Origin of the sequence: Clostridium sp. AM29-11AC, assembly GCF_003480545.1 — a bacterium.
Lineage (GTDB): Bacteria > Bacillota > Clostridia > Lachnospirales > Lachnospiraceae > Otoolea > Otoolea saccharolyticum_A.
This window is the reverse complement of the sequence record NZ_QUJI01000008.1, coordinates 91,536-113,147: the sequence shown is the minus strand read 5'-3', so window position 1 is coordinate 113,147 and position 21,612 is coordinate 91,536. Positions and strand designations below refer to the sequence as shown.

At 52.1% G+C, this 21,612-nt stretch carries 19 protein-coding genes; 3 read left to right on the top strand and 16 right to left on the bottom strand.

Going from position 1 to position 21,612, the window contains the following annotated elements:
• Nucleotides 1-55: 55 nt before the first annotated feature.
• From DW757_RS08205 to DW757_RS08190, 4 genes are all read right to left on the bottom strand, one after another.
• Nucleotides 56-1,000, bottom strand: coding sequence for an ABC transporter permease (locus DW757_RS08205; protein WP_118751466.1), 945 nt, complete (start codon nt 998-1,000; stop codon nt 56-58).
• Nucleotides 1,000-2,106 (bottom strand): ABC transporter permease, encoded by a 1,107-nt coding sequence (locus DW757_RS08200; RefSeq protein WP_087383387.1) that lies wholly within the window; start codon nt 2,104-2,106, stop codon nt 1,000-1,002. Before DW757_RS08200 ends, DW757_RS08205 begins: the two co-directional genes overlap by 1 nt.
• Nucleotides 2,103-3,635, bottom strand: a complete 1,533-nt coding sequence (locus DW757_RS08195) for an ABC transporter ATP-binding protein (protein ID WP_087383389.1) — start codon at nt 3,633-3,635, stop codon at nt 2,103-2,105. The genes DW757_RS08200 and DW757_RS08195 overlap by 4 nt, the downstream gene beginning before the upstream one ends.
• Nucleotides 3,636-3,839: 204 nt before the next feature.
• The gene (locus DW757_RS08190; protein WP_087383392.1) at nt 3,840-4,952 is read right to left on the bottom strand and encodes a BMP family ABC transporter substrate-binding protein; all 1,113 of its coding nucleotides are present in this window, start codon (nt 4,950-4,952) and stop codon (nt 3,840-3,842) included.
• A 326-nt stretch (nt 4,953-5,278) separates the two neighbouring features.
• Between DW757_RS08190 and DW757_RS08185 the strand changes: the two genes are divergently transcribed.
• Nucleotides 5,279-7,213, top strand: coding sequence for a PfkB family carbohydrate kinase (locus DW757_RS08185; protein ID WP_118751465.1), 1,935 nt, complete (start codon nt 5,279-5,281; stop codon nt 7,211-7,213).
• 191 nt (nt 7,214-7,404) lie between these two features.
• Here DW757_RS08185 and DW757_RS08180 read toward each other — a convergent pair whose 3' ends face one another.
• The 4 genes from DW757_RS08180 to DW757_RS08165 all read right to left on the bottom strand — a co-directional run bounded on the left by DW757_RS08180 (nt 7,405) and on the right by DW757_RS08165 (nt 11,707).
• Nucleotides 7,405-8,784 (bottom strand): MATE family efflux transporter, encoded by a 1,380-nt coding sequence (locus DW757_RS08180; protein ID WP_087383397.1) that lies wholly within the window; start codon nt 8,782-8,784, stop codon nt 7,405-7,407.
• Nucleotides 8,785-8,912: 128 nt separating this feature from the next.
• The gene (locus DW757_RS08175) at nt 8,913-9,560 is read right to left on the bottom strand and encodes a cytidylate kinase-like family protein (protein WP_008395468.1); all 648 of its coding nucleotides are present in this window, start codon (nt 9,558-9,560) and stop codon (nt 8,913-8,915) included.
• A 69-nt stretch (nt 9,561-9,629) separates the two neighbouring features.
• Nucleotides 9,630-10,334, bottom strand: a complete 705-nt coding sequence (locus DW757_RS08170; RefSeq protein WP_008395469.1) for a DNA alkylation repair protein — start codon at nt 10,332-10,334, stop codon at nt 9,630-9,632.
• 80 nt (nt 10,335-10,414) lie between these two features.
• A complete protein-coding gene (locus DW757_RS08165) occupies nt 10,415-11,707 on the bottom strand; it encodes a galactokinase family protein (protein WP_118751476.1) in 1,293 nt (430 codons plus the stop codon).
• Nucleotides 11,708-11,983: 276 nt separating this feature from the next.
• Here DW757_RS08165 and DW757_RS08160 point away from each other — a divergent pair, with 276 nt between their 5' ends.
• The gene (locus tag DW757_RS08160; protein WP_118751464.1) at nt 11,984-13,021 is read left to right on the top strand and encodes a TIGR01212 family radical SAM protein; all 1,038 of its coding nucleotides are present in this window, start codon (nt 11,984-11,986) and stop codon (nt 13,019-13,021) included.
• Here DW757_RS08160 and DW757_RS08155 read toward each other — a convergent pair.
• The 4 genes from DW757_RS08155 to DW757_RS08140 form a co-directional block, all read right to left on the bottom strand.
• Nucleotides 13,003-14,232 carry a CapA family protein gene (locus DW757_RS08155; RefSeq protein WP_243033526.1) on the bottom strand — a complete coding sequence of 410 codons (1,230 nt, stop codon included), beginning with the start codon at nt 14,230-14,232 and terminating at the stop codon, nt 13,003-13,005. The two genes, DW757_RS08160 and DW757_RS08155, sit on opposite strands and share 19 nt — an antisense overlap.
• A gap of 21 nt (nt 14,233-14,253) precedes the next feature.
• Nucleotides 14,254-15,108, bottom strand: coding sequence for a DegV family protein (locus DW757_RS08150; RefSeq protein WP_118751462.1), 855 nt, complete (start codon nt 15,106-15,108; stop codon nt 14,254-14,256).
• Between the two features lie 141 nt (nt 15,109-15,249).
• Nucleotides 15,250-16,302, bottom strand: a complete 1,053-nt coding sequence (locus DW757_RS08145) for a CPBP family intramembrane glutamic endopeptidase (RefSeq protein WP_243033524.1) — start codon at nt 16,300-16,302, stop codon at nt 15,250-15,252.
• 355 nt (nt 16,303-16,657) lie between these two features.
• Nucleotides 16,658-17,080 carry a hypothetical protein gene (locus DW757_RS08140; protein ID WP_008395478.1) on the bottom strand — a complete coding sequence of 141 codons (423 nt, stop codon included), beginning with the start codon at nt 17,078-17,080 and terminating at the stop codon, nt 16,658-16,660.
• Between the two features lie 112 nt (nt 17,081-17,192).
• On the opposite strand from DW757_RS08140, the gene DW757_RS08135 reads away from it, so the two are divergent.
• Nucleotides 17,193-17,465: a helix-turn-helix transcriptional regulator gene (locus DW757_RS08135; RefSeq protein ID WP_015573574.1), complete on the top strand. Its 273-nt coding sequence runs from the start codon at nt 17,193-17,195 to the stop codon at nt 17,463-17,465.
• A gap of 63 nt (nt 17,466-17,528) precedes the next feature.
• On the opposite strand, the gene DW757_RS08130 is transcribed toward DW757_RS08135, so the two are convergent.
• Genes DW757_RS08130 through DW757_RS08115 form a run of 4 tightly spaced genes read right to left on the bottom strand, consistent with a single transcriptional unit; the run spans nt 17,529 to nt 21,476 of the window.
• A complete protein-coding gene (locus DW757_RS08130) occupies nt 17,529-18,524 on the bottom strand; it encodes an oligopeptide/dipeptide ABC transporter ATP-binding protein (RefSeq protein WP_015573573.1) in 996 nt (331 codons plus the stop codon).
• 38 nt (nt 18,525-18,562) lie between these two features.
• Nucleotides 18,563-19,555: an ABC transporter ATP-binding protein gene (locus tag DW757_RS08125; protein WP_118751460.1), complete on the bottom strand. Its 993-nt coding sequence runs from the start codon at nt 19,553-19,555 to the stop codon at nt 18,563-18,565.
• Between the two features lie 11 nt (nt 19,556-19,566).
• Entirely contained in the window at nt 19,567-20,502 is a 936-nt protein-coding gene (locus tag DW757_RS08120; protein ID WP_118751459.1) for an ABC transporter permease, read from the bottom strand.
• 5 nt (nt 20,503-20,507) lie between these two features.
• Complete coding sequence (locus DW757_RS08115; RefSeq protein ID WP_118751458.1) at nt 20,508-21,476, bottom strand: ABC transporter permease; 969 nt, start codon at nt 21,474-21,476, stop codon at nt 20,508-20,510.
• Between the last annotated feature and the right edge of the window lie 136 nt (nt 21,477-21,612).

Sequence of the window (21,612 nt, the reverse complement as noted above, 5' to 3'; positions counted from 1 at the left end):
TTCTCCTCCATCATTTCTCTCTGTATTCCGCTTTTATGTAGCCTGTCCCGGCTGCCTATCTTGTGAGCAGCGCCGACTCTCTCTTTCTGGCCGCCTTCATCTTCAGCGCCATGGACACTGCCAGCACCAGCACAGTCACCAGATACGGCATCATCAGCACAAACTGGGCCGGAAAGCCATAAGCCTGAAGTCTGGCCCCGATAGAATCGGAAAAGCCGAAAAGCAGACAGCCGATGGCTGTAAACACCGGGTTCGCTCCGCCGAAGTACATGGCGGCTACACCCATAAAACCGCGGTTATTAGTCATATTCTCTACAAACTGTGTGCTGTACCCCAAAGAGAGGTGTGCGCCTGCCAGACCTCCGATGAGACCCGAAATCAGCATGGCCTGATATTTCACCGCATTGACGCGGATTCCGGCCGTCTGGGCTGCCATGGGGAACTGCCCCACCGCTCTCAGCCTCAGTCCCCAAACTGTCTTGTAAAACAGAAACTGCAGAATAATAATGAACAAAATCACAAACCACTCTGTAAAGCACCAGTCATTTAAGAGCTCGCCGAGTACCGGCACGTCCTCCAGAAAGGCAAAGTGAACTCTCGGAATCGGGACAATATCCGGGTTTGAGAAAGTTCCGTTTGTCTTAAACAGCACCTGCATCAGAAACTTTGTCATGGCGATAGCCAGAAGGTTAATGCCCATGCCGATAGCGCAGATTTCTGAATTATACTTAATGTGGCCTACAGCCATGATCATGGCGATGACAGCACCTCCGGCCATCGCTGCCAGGACGCCTGCGATCCAGCTTCCTGTAAAGAAGCTGACTGCCACAGCTGTGAAGGCTCCCACCAGCATGATTCCTTCTGTTCCGATATTTAGAATATTCGCCTGCTGGGTGATCGCCGCGCAGAGAGCTGCGTAAATAATCGGCGTGGACGCCCGGAATGTAGCATATATAAGGGACACATTAAAGATCTTTCCAAGATTTTCAAAAAGCTCCATTATTTCCTTCCCCCTTCCTTCTCTGCGCCGCCTGCGGACTGTGTTCCGTCTAAGCCTTCCCCGCTCTGTGCCTGCGCTTTCTGAACTGCCCTCAGCTTTCTCCTTCCGTTAAACTGGAACAATAGCTCCATAGTTGCCACGATAATAAAAATGGCTGAGATGGTGTCTACAATGGACTTGGGAACTCCCGTAGACTGCTGCATCGCCATGGCTCCTGCCTTCAGCGCAGCTAAGAAGAAGGCCAGAAACGGGGTAAAGATCATGTTGGATTTGACAATCAGGGCAGCCAGCATTCCGTTGGTTCCCAGATCCTTTGCAAAGTTGTCCAGATAGTAGCCGTGAACGCCTAAAACTTCGATACATCCGGCAATTCCGCCCAGCATTCCAGACAGAAGCATCGCATTAATAAATACCTTCTTGGAGTCAATTCCCACATAATCCGCATGGTATGGATTCGTGCCGACTGTACGGATTTTATATCCCCACTTTGTCTTGTAAAGCATCAGGATGACAAGCACCACCACGCCGGCTGCGATGAACACACCTGCATTGGCGGAAGAGGGTTTTATGATCCTCGGCAGAGTCACAAGCACAGGCTCTGACTGAGGATTGGCAGTCCCCGCGCTCATGGGGCCGCTAACCAGGTAGGAGCCGATATAGAGAGCCACCGTGTTCATTAGAATCGTCACGCACACTTCGGACACGTTGTAGTAAGCCTTAAGAACCGCCGGAATGAAAGCCCAGGCCGCAGCCACAGCCATAGCTCCCAGAAAGCAGGCCAGAAGCAGAAGGGGCTTTGGCAGAAAACCGCAGTTGACTCCAATCCAGGCAGCCGCGATTCCTCCCAGACACACTTCCCCCTCCACTCCTACGTTAAATGCTCCCGCTTTGGCCGCTACTGCAAAAGCGATGGAGGTCAGAAGAAGAGGTGTAAAGCCTGCAATCGTCGTTCCGAATCCCAGCTTTGTGCCGAATGCTCCCTTAAAGACAGCCCCGTAAGCCGAGAGCGGATTCTCGCCGATGGCAAGGATAAACACTGCTCCTATGGCCAGCGCCAGCAGAAGCGTCAGTAAAATTTTTCTTAAACCCTTTAGATACTGGCTCATTCCTCATCGCCCCCCTCTCTCTTTTCTCCGCCCATCATCAGAAGACCCAGATTATTTTCATTGGCCTCTCCGGCCTCCAGCTCACCTGTTATTTTTCCTTCATGAATAACAATGATCCTGTCTGACAGAGAGATAATCTCCTCCAGCTCTGCAGATATCAGTAGAACTCCGGCTCCCTGTTTTTTCGCCTGCTCCAGCGTATTTCTGATAGACTCAATGGCTCCGATATCCACGCCTCTCGTTGGCTGGGAGGCTACCAGAAGCGTTTTGTGCATGGAAACCTCTCTGGCCACCACAACCTTCTGGGCATTTCCTCCGGATAGGGAGGATGTGGGCAGCTTATAATCAGCAGGGCGGATATCAAACTGCTCTGTCATCTCCCCGGCATATTTTTCCTGGGCTGCCCGGTTCATGAGGATTCCCTTTGTAAACGGCGGCCGGTCAATTTCCACGGCAATCAGATTGTTTTCAATGCTCATCTCCCGGTTCAGGCCTCTCTTATTCCGATCCTCCGGGATATGTGCCAGCCCTGCCTCCCTGACCTTCCTGGGAGAGCGGTTTGTAATGTTCACGCCGTTCAATATGACGCTTCCCTTTTCCACCCGCCTGAGTCCTGTGATGGCTTCAATCAGCTCAGACTGGCCGTTTCCGTCGATTCCTGCAATTCCCACGATCTCCCCTTCATTGACATGAAGGGACATTCCACGGATCTTGGAGGACTCCTTCTGGCTGGGAATCCAAACATCCTTCACATCGAGGATTCTGTTTCCCGCTTTTCCATAGCTCTTGTCGATATTTAAGAATACCTCTCTTCCGATCATGCTCTTCGTCAGGGACAGAGGCGTAGTTTCCTCCTTGTAGACAGTCCCCATGTAGGTTCCCTGTCTCATCACGGAAATGCGGTCCGAGATCTCCATTACCTCATTAAGCTTATGAGAAATAAATACCAGGGACTTGCCCTCTTTTTTCAGATTAAAAAGAATCTCAAACAGCTTCTTTGTCTCCTGAGGTGTCAGAACGGCCGTGGGCTCATCCAGGATTATAATATCAGCCCCCCGCATCAGTGTCTTGATAATCTCTACTCTCTGGGCCTCTCCCACAGAAATCTGGCTTACTTTCTTGTCCAGCTGAATCTCCATGTTGTACTGGTCAATATAATGCCGGATCTCCTTCCTGGCCCTGTCAAAATCAATAGTGATCCCTTTTTTCGGCTCAAAGCCCAGAATCACGTTTTCAAGCACTGTCAGGTCATTGACCAGCATAAATTCCTGGTGAACCATTCCCACGCCTCTGGCGATAGCCATGCTGGGAGTCAGTTTTGAGATCCGTTCTCCCTTTATGATAAATTCGCCGCTGTCGATGGGGTACATTCCATAGAGCAGCTTCATCATTGTCGATTTTCCGGCTCCGTTTTCCCCGATCAGCGAGTGGATCTCTCCTTTTTCCAGGGTGAATTCTCCCTGCCTTACCGCACGCACCTCGCCGAATGACTTCGAGATGCCCCTCATCTCTACTACATACTCGCTCATTGTTTCCTCCGTCTCTTCTCCCACAAGACAGAAGGAGCGCCGCCTGTGACGCGAAGCCTGCGGCTCCCAATCAAATCCTGCGGCACTCCTTCCCTAAACGCCTCTGACAGCGCCCTGTGCTGTACGTCTCATCCCGCTTCGTCCCGGAGACCGGCCCGGCGTTTCATGCCGGAGCCGGATTCTCCTGCAATCAGTGTCCGTACCTTACTGCTGCGGACCAAAGCCTTCGTAGTTTTCAACAACGATTTCGCCGGAAATGATCTGCTCCTCCAGCTCCTCGCACTTATCCACAATATCCTGTGGGAACTGATCTCCCAGAGCTTCCTTCATGACGGAAAAATCGGTCAGGCTGACTCCGCCCTCACTCAGGCTTAAATACTGGGTCGTTCCGCCCTCAAAGGTTCCCTCCACAACAGACTGGATTACCAGGTAGCATGCGTTGTCAACTCTCTTAACCATAGAAGTGAGGATATGTCCCGGCTGATCGGCATCCTGGTTTAAGTCAACGCCGATAGCATATTTTCCTGCTTCCTTCGCCGCCTCAAGGACACCTGGGCCTGTACCGGAAGCCACGTTCATGACAATGTCTGCACCCTGCTCATACTGCGCAAGCGTAAGCTCCTTTCCCTTTAATGGGTCCGTCCAGGTTCCCGCAAAGGCCTGAAGAATCGTAATATCCGGATCGATATATTTGGCTCCCTGTTCGTAGCCTGTATAGAAGTCATGGAGAACCGGAATGTCCATTCCTCCTACCCATCCGATAATATGCTCCTCATTGACACCTTCAATGTCGGTCTTCTGAGTAAACATGGCAGCCGCTGCTCCCGCCAGGAAAGAGCCCTGGTTCTGCGCAAAGCTGATGGACTCCACATTCGGCAGATCCACTGTGGTGTCAATAACTGCAAACTTCGTATCCGGGTAGTCCGGCGCATGCTTTGTCACATAATCTGCAATATTGGAGGAGGCTCCGATAATCAGATCATAGCCCTCCTCACAGGCTGCCACCAGGTTGGCCTCCCACTCCTGAGCGGTAGTTCCTTCCAGAGATTTAAGCTCAATGCCGAAATCCTCCACTGCCCTCTGAGCACCCATATTGCAGGAATCATTGTAGGATTTATCACCAAGATTTCCTGTATACACAATGCAGACGCGGACAGCGTCCTCCCCTGAAGCCTCCTTCTCCCCCTGTGCTCCGGCGGCCTCGCTCTGAGCCTCACCTGCGTTTTCCGTTTCCCCACCATTTCCCGATGAACCACAGCCTGCAAGGCTTACACACATAAGCCCGGCCATCAGCATACACAACGCTCTCTTCTTCATTTGTTCTCCTCCTCCGTTAAAAATACAGTCTGTTTACTGAAACACCTTTCCCCTTTGGTGGGAAAGCCGACGCGGAAAATTAAGAAACTATTTTCCTATATTATTTTCCTGTTGGTCAAATCATACATCAAAAAATTACTGTTGTCAACTTTTTTTATAAATTTTATACATATTTTTATTTGCTACCCCCGCCCCCTATATTATATGATTTGCACAATATTCTCAAATCCGCACTCCCTCTTGTATTTCTTTTCGGCAAAAGGTATAATTTTCCTGTATCTCCCCGCTCCTCTTCCATTTCAGCACAGATAAAGGAGAACTCACATATGAATATCAAAGATATTGCCCGTCTGTCCGGCGTTTCTGTTTCTACCGTGTCCAAGGTCATGAACCGCAAGGATGCCAGCATCAGCCAGGAAACCAGGGAGAAGGTCTTAAGAACAGCCAGAGAATATAATTACACTCCCTACGCATCAGTTATCTCCCCGGCCGGAAAAACCTTTCTCATCGGAGTTCTATTCCGCTCCTCTTCCACAGTCCGCACTACCTTAAACGGGATTCTGGAACAGGCCAGAGAGCTGGGCTACGGAATTCTGATCGCAGATTCCGGCTCCAATCCGGAAGGTGAACTGAAGGCTCTGGCATCCTTCTGCAAGAACCGGGTGGACGGCGTTTTATGGGAAGCAGCCGGTGAAGAAAGCCAAAAAAATACTGGTGAACTTGAGAAGGCCGGCATTCCCTACCTGTTTTTCAACAGCTCGTTTCCAGGCTCTGCCAATCTCGACTACTGCGGCCTGGGCTGGGCTGCAGCCCGCCTTCTCATTGAGCATCAGCACAGGGACATCGCCTGTCTTCTCTCTCCGGGGAACCGCACGGAAGCGTTTTTTGAGGGCTACAAAAAATGCCTGTTTGACCATCAGCTTCCCTTCCGGGAGGAGCTGATCTTTGACAGCATTACCCCCTCTCTTCTTCACAGGTTGGCAGGGCATGGAGCGACGGCCATTCTCTGTTCCCACTATGCCTCTGCCATGGAGCTGTATGAGAGAAGTTTGATTCTGCACTGCAGGACGCCGGAGTATTTTTCCCTCCTGTCTCTGCGGGACGACGCAAGGCCGGAAACGCCGTTTCCTGACATTTCCGCCTTTATCATTCCCCACCTTCAGTTCGGACGCTACCTTTGCCGGCAGATTGTGGATATGACTGAGGGAAAAACTCAGCACGGACAGGAGGCTTCCGGACAGAGTCAGGCGGCCTCCTCCCCATTTTCCTGGACACCTGAGCCTGACAGTCTGGCAACGATGGGTCTGCCCTTCACCATGCGCGCCAAAAAGCTGGCCGTGGTTGGAAGCAGCAACGTGGACATCTATCTGAAAGTCCCCCAGCTGCCCTCCTCCGGCCGGGCAGTGCGCACCTCCCTCACGTCCCAGTATCCAGGAGGCAAGGGGACGAACGAGGCCATCGGAGCAGCAAAGCTGGGCTGCCGTGTGTCTCTAATCACTGCAGTCGGAAATGATCCGGAGGCGGATCTCGTCTGCGAGGCCCTTCACGAATATGCCATCGATGCCAGCGCAGTCCACCGGAGCAGCTCCCTTCCAACCGGGCGGGCCTACATCTTTGTGGAGCCGGGCGGCGATTCCACGATCACGATCCTGTCCGGCGCCAACGATTTTTTAAGTCCGGAGGATCTGCAAAACAGCAGCTTCCTGTTTCAGGATGCCGCCTACACTCTGATCAATACAGAGATCCCCATGGAAACCGTGGCTGAGGCCTGCCGCCTTACAAAGGCCTGCGGCGGAAAGACAATCTTAAAGCCTGCGGCCTGCGGTGCTCTGGCACCGGAGCTTTTGAAGGACATTGACATTCTGATCCCAAACCGCGGGGAGCTTTGGGAAATCTGCCCTGAGGGCAGTACTCTGGAGGACAAAGCAAGACTCCTTCTCTCATCCGGAGTGGGCACGGTCATCGTCACCCTAGGCGCAAAAGGCTGCCTGTTATGTACTCCCGACGGCATCGAGTCCTTCCCGGCAGCCGACTTTCCGGCCATCGACAATACAGGCGCCGGAGATGCCTTCATCAGTGCCCTGGCCTCCTATCTTCTCTATGGCTGTGATCTGAGAAGTGCGATCCGCATCGCCGGCTACGCTGCCGGTTTCTCCATCACCCGGGAGGGCGTGGTGCCGGCCCTGATCGACAAAAACACTCTGGAAGCCTACCTGCAGCAGAGGGAACCGGGGCTGCTGGGCATCGGAAATGAGGAGTGACCATCTTCTCACCGGCAGACAGGGGCTTTTGTCTTGCGGGAAATCCGGCTGACTTCCTGTAAGACAAAAAGGATGTATGTTCCGACCCGATCCGTCCGGAACATACATCCTTTGTTGTTTGATACTATTTCTTTTTTCACCGCCTTATACCTCTCTGATTCTCAGGCACATCTTCAGAGACCCAGATCTGTTCAGCGCCGTTCTTCCTTTTCCAGAGAGCCTAAAAGCTCCAGCTTCACCTTCCTCATCTGTCCTCTGTACAGCACAAGCCCAAGCAGGGCAGCTAAAATCTCAGCTGCCGGGAAAGCGATCCACACGCCAGTCACGCCCATGGTTTCGGCAAGGAGAAAGGCGAGAGGCGGGATCACAACCAGCTGTCTGACCAGGGACACTGCCAGAGAGTGAAGACCTCTCCCAATCGCCTCAAAGCATCCTGAAAACACGGTGCCTGCCGCCGAGAATATAAAGCCAAGGCTGATGATTCTCAGACAGGACATTCCCATCTCCATCATCTCCCCTTCAGCTCCAAACATCATCATGATGTAGTCCGGCACTGCCAGAAAGAGCAGAGTTCCAGCTGCCAGAATCGCTCCGCAGGAGATCATGCTGCACCTGACGGTCTCCCGCATCCGGTCCAGATGCCCCGCCCCGTAATTGTAGCTGATAATAGGGCGCATTCCCTGGATAATTCCGTTTTCCGGCATATAGACAAAGCTCTGAAGCTTAAAGTAAAGGCCGAACACTGCCACAGCCACAGAAGAAAGCCCTACCAGAAGGGAATTCAGAATGCCTACCAGCAGGGACGGCAGCGAGAGCATGATGCAGGAAGGAATCCCGATGGAGTAGATCCGAAAGAATATCCTTCTGTCAAAATGAAAGGCCCGAAAGCTCACTCTGATGTTTTTTTCCTTCAGGTTAAACAGAGTCACCGCCAGAATACAGGCCAGTATCTGGCCTGCCACGGTGGCTGCTGCCGCTCCGGTCACCCCCATGGCGGGAAATCCGAACAGCCCGAAAATCATAATCGGGTCCAGAATGATATTAATCAGCGCGCCCACTCCCTGCAGGATCATAGGCATTACCATGTTTCCGGTGGCCTGGAACATTTTCTCAATGTAGATATGGAAAAGGCTTCCAAAGGAAAAGCATACCACAATATAGGTGTAGCTGCAGCCCATGGAGAAAATTTCCGGATCATCTGTAAATAGCCTAAGGAAGGGCTCCGTCAGAAATACTCCAACAAGGATGAAAAGAATGCAGTGGAGGGCCGTCCCGAGGGCTCCGTGGGCCGCCGTCTGGTTGGTCTCCTCCTGCCTCTTGGCCCCCAGGCTCCTGGCGATGCAGGCATTGATCCCCACACCGTATCCCACCGCCACGGCTATGATCAGGTTCTGAAGGGGATAGGCCAGGGACACCGCCGTCAGGGCCTTGTCACTGATTCTCGCCACAAAAATGCTGTCCACAATATTGTAGAGGGACTGGATCAGCATGGAAATCATAGGCGGGACAGACATGGACATTAAAAGCGGGAACACCGGCCGGCTGCCCATGGTATTTTCTCTTTCTTCCATTAATCAGTCAGCTCCTTTCTGTCAAAAAAAGAGGCTATGACTCCCTGTTTAAAAATCAGAAACAGGAAAATCTATAGCCTCCGGCAGTCATATTCTTTTAAAAGTTAATCCAGCAGATTTTACCAGATTTATGCCTCTTTGTCAAATCCTTTCAGGCGAATATAAGTCTTCACCAGCTCTGCGGTCTGGTCCAGATCAAAATTTGTGGTGTTGATCGTAAGATCATAGTTTTTCATATTATGCCAGTCACTTCCTGTAAAATACCTGTAGTATTCCCTCCTGGACTTCTCAATCTTCTTAATGCGGCGTTTTGCCCGATCCTCGTCAATGGCATCTACCTCCATGACCCTCTGCACTCTTCTCACCTTGTCAGCGCAGACAAAGATCCGGATCAGCCGCTCCAGATCCTCCTCCTGGTCCAGCACATACCCGGCAGCCCGGCCCACTATGATGCAGGATTCTTCCCTGGCCAGCTCCCTTATCACAGAGGACTGAAACCGAAACAGATTTTCAGGCGCGGTCACATTTCCGCTCAGCACCGGATCCTCCGTAAAGTCAAGCTTTCTCCCCACAATTCTGTGAAGCAGGTTGTTTCCCGCCTTCTCGTCCGCCAGGCGGAAGTACTCCTCACCGATGGCACTCTTTTCAGAGGTGAGCTTTAAAATTTCATCATCATAGAAATGGATTCCCAGCTCCTCTGCCAGTCTGCGGCCTACAATACGGCCTCCGCTTCCATACTCCCGCTCAATCGTAATTACAAGATTTTTATTTCCCATAATAAGCCTCCCTTCCTCTCTCGCCCTTCTCAAGAGGCGTCTTTCAAATCTTTTATTTCCAGTCAGAAATCACGAAACCGTTTCCCCCAAAGCAGGCCTGCGCTTCCAGGACCTCAGGCGGCGCTTTTCCTCTGCTCCTACGCGGTTAGATTCCAGAATTTTCTGTATTGCCTTATTGTAGGTATCGTCCTCCAGGGTATTTCCCTCTTTCAGATACTGCTCTGTCAGAGCAGGAAATTTCACATAGCAGACGGAAACTGCCCAGGCTACAGCCATTCTGGCATAGTAGCCTGGCTGCTTCACCTGATCGAGAAGCCTGAGCGTCTCCCCGATATACCTGTCGTCCACGAAATAGCTCAGAAGCATCACCGCGCCGAAACGCGCCTCGAATTCTCTCTCTGAGGTAAGATAGGGCCGGAGGAAGTTCAAAACCTCCTCCCTGTGCTTTTGGGTAAATTTCAACGCTCCGCAGAATACATCGCAGACTGCCCAGTTGTCGATTTTCCTAACGAAACTGCCGATCCTGGAAAGCTTTGTCTCCAGATCCTCCCTGAGGCCTCCGATCACAAGCCCCTGAAGCTGAAGCTCCTCGTAGGTATCGTCTGTCAGGCGTTCCAGGCAGGACAGTCCCTCCTCCCTGACAAGGCGCTTTGCAAGCTTTCTCAGCTCCGGCACTCTGACGCCCAGGATATGCTCCGTCCCGGGCAGGAGCCGGCTGTGAAATTTTCTGTATTCCTCATCGGAGAGGGCCGAAAGCTCTGCTTTTATATCCATTGTCCTGCCTCCATCCTTTCAGCGCCCGTTCTCCCCTGTGTCCGGATTTGAGTTCAGCGCTTTCTTTCACTTATCTCACTCTATTTCATCAGCTCATTGACACACACGGCCCCGTATGGGCGGATGCTCATGCGGTAGGCATTTCCCTTTCCGAGAGCTGCCTCGATATATACCACATACTCGTCCACCAGGTCATTGGGCAGCATAGCCATAATAACGCCCGCGAAGCCGCCTCCGTGAACACGGCAGGCGCCGCGCTTTTTCTCAGCGATAAACATCTCTGTGAGAGCCAGGGCAATACAGATTCCCTGCTCCTGCAGGTCTGCAGTCGTGTAGCAGTTCTGCAGCCACTTCCAGGAGGAATTGCCGGACTCTGTGATCTTTGTCAGGAAGGTGGCAAAATCACCGTTTCTCAGAGCCTCTACCTGCGCCTCCACTCTCTTGTTTTCCTCGAAGAAGTGGAAGGCTCTCATCACGGAGCGATCCCCTGCAAACTCCCTGACCTTCGCCAGGTTTTCAATCACATCCTTCTCCTCAATGTCGGCGCAGACTTCCTTTCCAAAGAATTCCGCCACCTTCTTCATCTCGTTGGGCACGGAGGAATAGTCGGCGCTCAGATCTGCATGTCCCTTTCCTGTATTTACAATAATCAGGCTGTGATCCTGGGCACCGAAATCGAAATCGATCTTCTCAACGACCGGAGCTTCCGGGTTCTTAAAATCAATCGTGATCAGGCCGCCTACCGCGCAGGCCATCTGGTCCAGAAGGCCGGATGCCTTGTTCCAGAACTTGTTCTCGGAGTATTTTCCAATGTGCGCATAGTCCACCACATTCATTTTTCCATCGTTGAAAAATGTATTGATCATGGCGCAGATTAACATTTCATAGGAGGCGGAAGAGCTGACGCCGGCTGAGCTGATAACATTGCTGGTGATAAACGCGTCAAAGCCGCCGATCTCAAACCCTCTCTCCTTAAAGCCCTGGAGAATTCCCTTTGTCAGATCAATCGTCCCGGCCATGTCCTTGCTGGGCTTTAAATCCTTTAAATTAATAATGAACTTCTGGTGGAAGGTTTCACTTAAAATCCTTACCGTGTCAGTGCCGTTCTTCGCAGCCGCTCCCACGCAGTCCAGGTTGATGCTTCCTGCCAGAACCTTTCCGTGGTTGTGATCTGTGTGGTTTCCGCTGATCTCTGTGCGTCCCGGTGAGCTGAATAAGAGAATGTCCTTATCTCCGTACTCTCTTAAAAAGCCCTCTGTCACATGGCGGTAGCGCTCTGTATTCTCGGAAGCCTGGGCCGCGCCGTAAAGCGTTTCCATCAGTTTGCCAGCTTCTGCTGTATCAAGTTTCTGCAGTGTCTCATTCACAGTCATAACTATCTCCTCCGCCTGGATGTAATCGTTTTTCTCTGAATACATCGCAAATTTTTTGTTTGTTTTTTTGCTTTCAGTATACCATTTTAGACGCTGAACCTCAATACGATATCTTCCAAAAATACGTGCAAAAATCAATACTGCAAAGTCGCCCGAAGCCCCCGGCAAGGCTGCAGCCGCCACGAATTTTTGAAGCACAGCCGCCTGCTCTGCCGTGACAGGCAGGCGGTTTGATGATATACTACTGGAATATGAAACCGGAAAGGACGTCGCAGCATGAACGAAAAAAGACGCAGATGGGGAGAAAAGCCCTACTATTCTCTTGATTTTTACCTAAAGGAAACCTTTGGACACAAGGTCTACAAGCTGGCCCTGGACGGAGGAATGACCTGTCCTAACCGGGACGGAACCCTCGGAACGGGAGGCTGCATTTTCTGCAGCGAGGGCGGTTCGGGAGATTTTGCGCAGAAGGTCGGCCCGGGTCTCAGGCAGGACGGCCCGGAGCTGACGCAGGCCGTCTTCTCACAGATCGAGCAGGCAAAGGAGCGGGTTTCGGCAAAAATAAAGGACGGGAAATATATCGCCTATTTCCAGTCCTATACAAATACCTATGCTCCCGTCTCCTATCTGGAGCGGCTGTTCTCTGCCGCCCTGTCCCATCCGGATGTGGAGGCCCTCTCCATAGGGACACGGCCGGATTGTCTCTCCGGGGAGACAGTCGCCCTTCTCTCACGGCTGAATCAAATCAAGCCGGTGTGGGTGGAGCTGGGGCTGCAGACCATCCACGAAAAAACTGCCCGCCTCATCCGCCGGGGCTATGAGCTTCCCTGTTTTTTGGACGCCTTTGAGAGGCTCAAGACAGCCGGGCTCTCCGTCATCGTCCATGTGATACTGGGACTTCCCGGAGAGAGCCGAAGCGATATGCTGGAAACAGTCCGCTTTCTCGGAAGCCTCCGCGCCGGAGGGCTGCAGACTCCGTCGCTTCCTGCAGGCTCTGCCCTGAGCGCTGAAGCGCCGGGAACCGATCACATCGACGGCATCAAGCTGCAGCTCCTCCACATACTGAAGGGCACGGAGCTGGCCCGTCTCTATGAGAGAGAGCCCTTTCCTGTCATGGAGCCGGAGGAATACGTTTCCCTGATCGCAGACTGCATCCGTCTTCTGCCCCAGGATATCGTCATTCACCGGATCAGCGGCGACGGGCCCAAACGCCTCCTCATTGCCCCTGAGTGGAGCGCAAACAAGCGTTTTGTCTTAAACTCCATCGCCAGGGCTCTGCGGGAGACCGGCGCCTATCAGGGCGAGTGGGTCTGAATGACCGTGCCGTCTTTGTCCACAGCTATATCAAAGGAAATCTCTTCCATATATTGATAAAAGGCCTGCCTCTCCCCCTCATCTGTCAGAGTTCTCGTATACCCGGCAGAGGAGGTTCCCGGAAGCATGGACAGGGACGGTTCTCCCTCCGGAGGCACTGTGACGGAAAGCAGCATGGTCTTTGGAATACTGCTTCCAAATATAAAATTTCCCAGGCTGTATACAATGGGTTTTCCCTTATAGTATTCAATTCCCTGCAGCACATGGGGATGGCTTCCAATTACCAGATCCGCTCCCGCATCAATATACTGCTGCCCCAGCGTTCTCTGATAGCTCTCCGGCTTTGTACTTTTCTCAATTCCCCAGTGTACATATACGGTCAGAAAATCGCAGATCTCCTTCGCCTTTTTTATCTCCTCCAGCAGCACGGTGGAGTCATAGGCCGTCAGCATGCCTGCATGTTCCTCCCCTGCCGCCCAATATCCTTTGGGAAATACGCGGGAGGCTGCCAGAAAGCCGAATTTCTTTCCTCCCGCCTCAATCACCTCCAGCTTTTTCGCCGCATCCAGGTCCTCTCCCGCACCTACGTGAAAGATTCCGGCGCTGTCCAGCACGCGGCAGGTATCGAGAAGCGCCTCCTCCCCGTAATCCAGAGCATGGTTGTTGGCCAGCGCCACAATATCAGGGCCTATGGCCTGCAGGACAGATACCTTATCCTCCGGAAGCCGGAAGGTAAACTGCTTGTCCGTCTCGGGAGTGCCCCTGTTGCTGAAGGGAAACTCCTGATTGGCCATAAAAATATCGGCCTGCCCAATTTCCTGCCTGAAGCCGTCATCCAGGATCCCTTCGAGTCCGCCTCCTCTCTGCCAGGCGTTCAGCACGTGATCTGACAGATAAATATCTCCGCCGAAGAGGAGCTTCACCGAACGGCTGCCTGATGCCTCACCGTCCATGGCCTGCTCCTCCGGATTCCGGCCTCCCGGACCGGCCGTATCCGCTCCTTCCTCTGTATTAATCTGCAGGATTGGACGGGATATGTCCTCCTTCTCTGCCTCCAGTTCTTCCTCCGCTTCTGTCCCTGCCGCATGTTCCCGGTATACAGGGTTTCCCGTTCTTTCCTTTAAAATCTGCTTGACTCCAAGCAGCAGCAAAAGCGCTGTCAGGAACAAGCCTGCCAAAATCAGGAGCCAGGCATGTGATCGTCTCCTCATCTTTGTCTGTTTCCTTTCCATTTACAATGTCAGGACGATGCCTCCGTCCCCTGCATAGACAGTAGAAACTCCGGCCGTGTCCGTGATGACTACTTCTTTAAACTGTGCCCTGCCGCAGAGAAGGTCTCTCACATACTCTGCCCTCTCCCTGTTGTTGCAGTGGGCGATCACCAGACGCCTGTCCTCTGTCCTGCCTGCCTGCTTCAGAGCCAGATCCGCCATGCGGCCCAGAGCGCGGTTTATCCCCCTCGCCTGTTCCAGCTTGACGATCACTCCTCTGTCGCCGGCCATGATGGGCTTTATGTTCAGAGCGGTGGCAAAAAAGGCCTGAAGCCCTGAAAGTCTGCCGTTTTTTCTCAAAATGTCGAGGGATTCCAGGACAAAGTAAGTTCCCATCCGATCCCTGTACCCGACTGTCTGTTCCACCACAGAGTCAAAATCCAGTCCCGACTCACACAGTTTTCGTATCTGCAGGGCTATGCTAAGCTCTCCGGCGGAGGCAGACAGGGAATCAATCACGGCAATCCGTTTTCCCCCACTCTCTCCATCTGCCCCATGCTCCTCCTCATAAAGCTGTTTTGCCAGACAGGCGGAATTATAACTGCCGCTCAGATGGTGGGAGAGAGTGACTACAAAAATCCATTCCGCCTCCCCCTCAAACTGCTCCCTGAAATCCTCCGGAGACGGGCAGGCAGTCTTCGGGCACTCCTTTGCCTGCCTTACCAGCTCCAGAAAGTTTTTCTGGTCAAAGGTTTCATCATCGCGAATCTGACGGCTGTCTACCTGCAGTGTAAGGGGAACCGTGTGAAAATGCGGATCTCTCTTAAGCTCTTCCGTCAGGTCCATGCAGCTGTCCCCAATAATTTTGTATGTCATAGGCTTCCTCCTGAAACTGTATTCTCTATATAATGTGGTATTTATTACTATTTATTATAGTAATCACATTACATAAAGTCAAGAATGGACGGTGCAGAAAACAGTTCCGTCTGCCCGGGCTTCTGCGGCACTGGCTGCCCGTTACAGAATGTACTGAAGCGTTTCCCATATGCAGTACAGATACATGAGGATCATTCCGGGATTCAGGTAAACTGCCCGATAAAGGGCGCCTCCCCCAATCCCGTCCGGAACACTCCCCTTCCTGTATACTGCCTTATTCCATTTCAGGATCAAAATAACCACAGCCGCAATCATAAATACGAAGACGGAAAGACCAAACAGCGTCAGTAGGCCGTATCCTGCGTACACGGAAAGGGAGCTTCCTTCTCCTGTCCATTTCGTGAGCAGAGAGGCCAGAACTGAATAACTGTTCACAATCATATGAATCAGAATGCAGTGCACAATTCTTCCTGTCTTTACAGCTGCATACCCCAGAACCAGTCCGATTATGGTGGCGAAGATCGTCTGACTTATATTTCCATGCATCAGGCCAAACAGCAGCGCAGTGAACACGATGGCTCTCTGCTCTCCCAGAAAGCGGACCCTGTTTAAAAGCATCTTCCTGAAAATCCATTCTTCAACGAGGGGCGCCATTACCGTAATCATGAGAATATTGGGCCAGCTCAGCATATTCAACATCTGGTTCACCGGGTTCATTTCAAATAGCGACTTTCCTGTAGCGGCAGAAATCAGCATATTAATCAGATTTCCCGCAAAGCTCCCGATATAGCCAAGTCCCATGGCAAGCACCAGAAGCATCAGAAATTTCCCGGCTCTCATTTTCATTTTCAGAGACTTTTCTTCTGGAAAAGGCTTCAGAAACCGTGCTGCCAGCGGAAGGGATACCAGATACCCGCAGAGGGACGATAACGCAATGGCCGCCCCTCGGTCAATCAGAAAATGTACCGCCTCCTGTCCTGCACTGCTTCCGGAAGCGGCCATCAAGGCCACAAGCTGCTTCCAGGCAAAAGAGGATATGTAGGAGAAAGCTATGATTATAATGAGGGCGAAGCCAAGACGTGAGCACTGCTTTCTCACAGAGCCAAGATATCTGCCCGGTGTGCCCATCCCGCCGTTCTCCCGGCTTTCCCTCTGTACTCTCTCCTGCTCCTCGTTCATTCCTGTGTATTCCATAAGCATGATTTCCTTTCTTCGGTATATCCATTTCAGAGACTGACAAAATGGTTTCCAATATTTTACCATAAAATCTGCTTTCTGTGTGGCGGTTTAAGGGTTTTTAATATTTTGTAATATATCTGCCGGACAGTATTCCTCCACCTTCTATAAGCGTACCTTCTGTTTTCGCGGCAGTTTTTATAAAGTTCAGCAGGCAGGAGCCTTTAGGCGGCCTTCATAAATCTGTAAGAAGCCATCCTCAGCCGCAGCCCCCTTTTCTGCAGGCGGCCGCAGTGTTCTTTTTCCGTGATTCCGGAGATTCCGGAAATAAAGACAGAGGCTGCAGCCTGTATGGAGCCCAGGAAAATGTCCGTTACCGTATCCGCGCCCTCAGCCCGTCTATTTTCACTCCTCTGTCAATTCCTATCAGCTTCTGATTTTTCCCTGCACTCACCTTGACCCTTGTCCAGATCATTTTCTGAAGAAGCGGTTCATAGACGTAAACCTCTACCTCCTGGCCCGGCTTCAGCCCGGCATCATTCAGGCTGATAGAACCATCTGCCTCTGTTTTCAGGCTGCCCTCCTCTGACACCTCTCTGTCCAGGTAGCCGATCAGCTCACTGACCCGCGTGATTTTGTCAAAGAGCTCCCAGACTACCTCGGAGCGCAGATAGCTGTCTGCATCCTGCTCCCCATTCAGGATAATCTGCCATCCTGCTGTGCCATACTGCTCCATAAAACATTTTATTTCTCTCTGTACCGGCTCAAGCGCCCCCAGAAGTTTCCTTTCCTTCATTCCCCGTTCCCCTTTCCCAGCAGTTTCCGAACTCGGAAACTTATTTATTTTCTATCTTAATGAGATAATACAATTATTGCAAGCTACAGATGAGTTTTGTGAGGACATTTTTATGATTGTCTATGATAAATTGTGGATTGCCCTCAAGGACAAGGGTATATCTCAGAACCGGCTATATAAATATTATAATATCAGCAGAGCTCAGATATACCGATTAAAACATAATCAGGTCGTATATACCAGTACGCTGGATATGCTGTGCAATATCCTTCAGTGCTCTGACATCTCAGATATTGCCACATTTATCCCTGATCGTCCTGGTGAGCCGGAAAATGAGTTTTCTCCGGCTGAGCCCCACACAGAATCGGAAGGTACAGAAAAATAAAACCGCCTTTGGTTTCGCACCAAAGACGGTTTTATTTTTCTGTACTCTCATCTGCCTCTGCTCTTACTGTCCGCTCTTTTTTCCGCTTTTTTCATAGAGATGACACGCTACCAAATGGCCTTCCTCCACCTCAAGAAGCTCTGGCCGTTCCCTTCTGCACCTGTCTGCTGCAAAACGGCATCGGCCTGCAAAGCGGCAGCCGGGAGGAGGGTCAATGGGACTTGGTATCTCTCCTGTCAAACGGATTCTCTCCTTCTCCTCCTCCACCTTCGGATCCGGAATGGGGATCGCGGACAGCAGCGCCTTCGTGTACGGGTGCAGCGGATTTTTGTAAAGAGACTCAGAGCTGGTGAGCTCTGCCACCGTTCCCAGGTACATGACTGCCACCCGGTCGGAAATGTGGCGCACCATAGCCAGATCATGGGCGATAAACAGGTAGGTAAGGCCCTTCTCTCTCTGAAGCCGCATAAGCAGGTTTACAATCTGTGCCTGGATGGATACGTCCAGAGCGGAGATCGGTTCATCGCAGACGATAAGCTCCGGATCCACGGCGAGAGCTCTGGCAATCCCGATCCTCTGCCTCTGTCCTCCCGAAAATTCGTGGACAAAGCGGGCGGCGTGTTCCACATTCAGCCCCACAGTGAGGAGAAGCTCCTTTACTCTCTGCCTCTCCTCCTCCCTGCTTCTGCACAGCTTATGGGCTCTCAAGCCCTCAGCAATAATGTCATGTACCTTCATCTTCGGATCCAGAGAGGAGTAGGGATCCTGGAAAATAATCTGTACCTCCTTCGTAAATGCCTTCTTTGCGGCCCCTCTTAGCTCATGGACATTCTTTCCCCGGTAGAGAACCTGGCCCTCCGTCCTGTCATAGATGCCGATGCAGGTTCTGGCGCAGGTAGTCTTGCCGCAGCCGGACTCACCTACAATTCCGAGAGTCTCGCCCCGGTTCAATGAAAATGTCACGTCGTCCACAGCTTTTAAGGTTTTCTTTCCTGACTGGAAGTATTTTTTCAGATGGCTGACCTCCAGTATTTTCTCTGCGTGTTCCTTCTGTTCCATGCTTTCACCTTTCTTAATCTAACCCTTCCCCTGTAATTTCATTTTGCAGCCCCTGCCATGGGGTGATAAAGCCAGCACCTGGCCGTATGGCCTGGCTCAAACTCATAGAGAGGAGGCTCCTGCTCTGTACAGATTTTCATACAGTTCTGGCAGCGGGTGCCAAAGGCACAGCCTGGCGGCGGGCAGAGCATACTGGGCGGAGCACCTTCAATAGACTCTAATTCCTGCCCGTTCTCCAGATCAAGCCTCGGAACCGCCCGTAGAAGTGCCCTGGTATAGGGATGTCTGGCGCTGTAGAAAATATCTGCGCTGCTGCCGGTCTCTACCACCTTTCCCGCATACATGACAACGATCTTTTTTGCAATATTTGCCACAATTCCCAGATCGTGGGTGATCATAATGACCGCCATCCCCGTCTCTTTCTGGATCTGTTTGAGGAGTTCTATAATTTCTGCCTGAATCGTCACGTCCAGAGCCGTGGTGGGCTCGTCGGCGATGAGAAGCCTCGGCTGACAGGCCAGAGCGATGGCTATCATCGCCCTCTGCCTCATTCCTCCGGAAAATTCGTGAGGATACTGCCTTACCCTCCTTCCCGCCTCCGGGATTCCCACCTGCTCCAGGAGCCGCACTGCCTCGCGCCGCGCCTCCTCCCTGGTCATATCTGTGTGAACCAGCAGCTTCTCCACAATCTGGCGCCCTACGGTGAGGGTGGGGTTTAAGGCCGCCAGTGCATCCTGAAAGACGATGGCGCAGTCCTTCCCCCGGTACTCCCTCCACTGCTTTGCCGTCTGCTCCAGTATATTTTTTCCATCAAAAATGATCTCGCTTCCCGCCTTGATCTCTCCCTGAGGCGGCCGGATCAGCCCCATAACTGCCTTTGCCGCCACGGACTTTCCGCAGCCGGATTCGCCTACAATGGCCACCGGTTCGCCCTCCTCCACGGAAAACGACACTCCCCGCACAGCCTGCACCTCCCCGGCGTAGCTGCAAAAGGAAATTCTCAGATCCTTTACCTCCAGAAGTTTTCCCATAAAGCCACCTCCTATTTATGCAGACGCGGATCCAGGGCATACTGAAGCGCGTCTCCCAGAATATTCAGACAAAGAACTGTCAGAAGAATAAACAGTCCCGGAACCAGTGCCAGCAGCGGATCATACAGAATATACTGCTGTGCGTTCTGGAGCATGCTGCCCCAGGAGGACATGGGGAGAGCCACGCCGTATCCAAGAAAGCTTAAAGCCGACTCGTCCAGGATCGCCCCCGCAATGCTCAAAGAGGCAGCCACAATAATCTGGGCTGACATATTCGGGATAATGTGTCTCATGATGATGGCGGTATGGCCCACCCCCAGAGTTCTGGCAGCTGCCACAAAATCCCTCTCCTTCAGGGTCAGCGTCTGGGCCCTGACAATCCTCGCAACTCCGGTCCAGGAAAACAGGGCCAGCATAAACACCAGCGTCACCATATTGTTGGGGATAAAGGAAAAGATGACAATGATCATCAGAAGGCTCGGCACGGACTGAAACATATCCACAATCCGCATTAAAACCGCGTCTGTTTTCCCCCCTGCGTAGCCGCTTATGGTTCCCACCAGAGTTCCCGCCACCACTGACACAATCATGGTGGCAATACCGACTAACAGGGAAATTCTGCTGCCGTAGAGGACTCTCGTGAAGGTATCGCGCCCCAGCTCATCCGTTCCCAGCCAGTGCTTCCCGCTGGGAGGAGCCATCTTATTAAGCACATCCATGTAATCCGGATCCTGGGGCAGAAACGGGGCCGCAAGTGCTCCCGCAGCGATCAGGATAAGAATCGCCAGGCTGACAGCTGCCATCTTATTTTCCCAGAAGGCTTTTTTCAGCTGATGTCCCAGTCCTCTGCCGCAGTCCGGCGCCTTTTCCTCTCCCCCGAGCTCTGCCCGGGCAAAATCCTCCGCCCGGAGAGCTGCCTGGTTTAAGGGTGATATTAACTTCGCCATACCTTTTACCCCCTTCCCTGCTTAATTCTCGGATCTGCAAAGCCATAGAGGAGATCTGCCAGGAAGTTCCCCAAAAGCAGAATGGTGCAGGAGAACATGGTGATGCCCATAATCATCGGATAGTCCCGGTTGTTGATGGCAGACATTCCCAGGGTTCCCAGCCCCGGCCATGCGAAAACGGACTCTATGATAAAGGAACCTGTCACCAGGGTTCCCAGCCGGGAGCCGACGGTGGTGATCACCGGGAGCATACAGTTTTTAAGCACCTGGCCGTACAGAATTCCGCGTTTTGAAAGTCCCTTGGATATAGCTGTCTGTACATACTCCTCCTCCAGCTGTACAATGGTGTTGGCACGAATATAGCGGACAAAGACAGCCATGTTATTAAGGCCCAGGACAATAGCCGGCATAATCCCATGCCTGATCAGATCCCAGGCGCTGTCCACTCCGATGGTGCGCATACCGGAACTGGGAAGTATTTTGAGCTTCATGGAGAAAATAATAATCAGCATAATACCCAGCCAGAAGGCAGGCACAGAGATGCCCAGGTAGGTAAAACCGCTGATGATATGATCGGGCAGTCTGTTCTTATAGACCCCCGCCAAAAGCCCCAGAGGAATTGAAATCGCCAGTGACAGCAGAAGGGACGCTCCCATCAGCCCGGCTGTGCAGGGCAGCTTTTCCAGTATCTGGTCTAACACCGGCTGTCGGTTGCTGATGGAGATTCCCAGGTTTCCGCGGGCCGTCTTTTTTGCCCAGCTCACATACTGCTCCACCACGTTTCCGTTTAAGCCCAGGGACTCTCTCATCCGGTACATTTCCTCATCCGTCATCTTGTGTCCCGTAGCTCCCGGCGTCATGTAGATGTAGAGGGGATCTCCCGGTGCAAAGTAGATGATGGAAAAGGAAAACATGGAGACCAGAATCCATACAAAGAGCATCTGGGCCAGACGCTTTACTATAAATTGCTTCAAGGCTGTCTCTCCTTTCCTTCAGGGCCCTTATCCTATCAGGCCGTTGTTTTTATAAGCACAAAGGGCCGCCGCAAAACGGTACTCTCATACAGTCCTTTAAGGACATTCTCATATGAGCTGTTTCATTTTGCGGCAG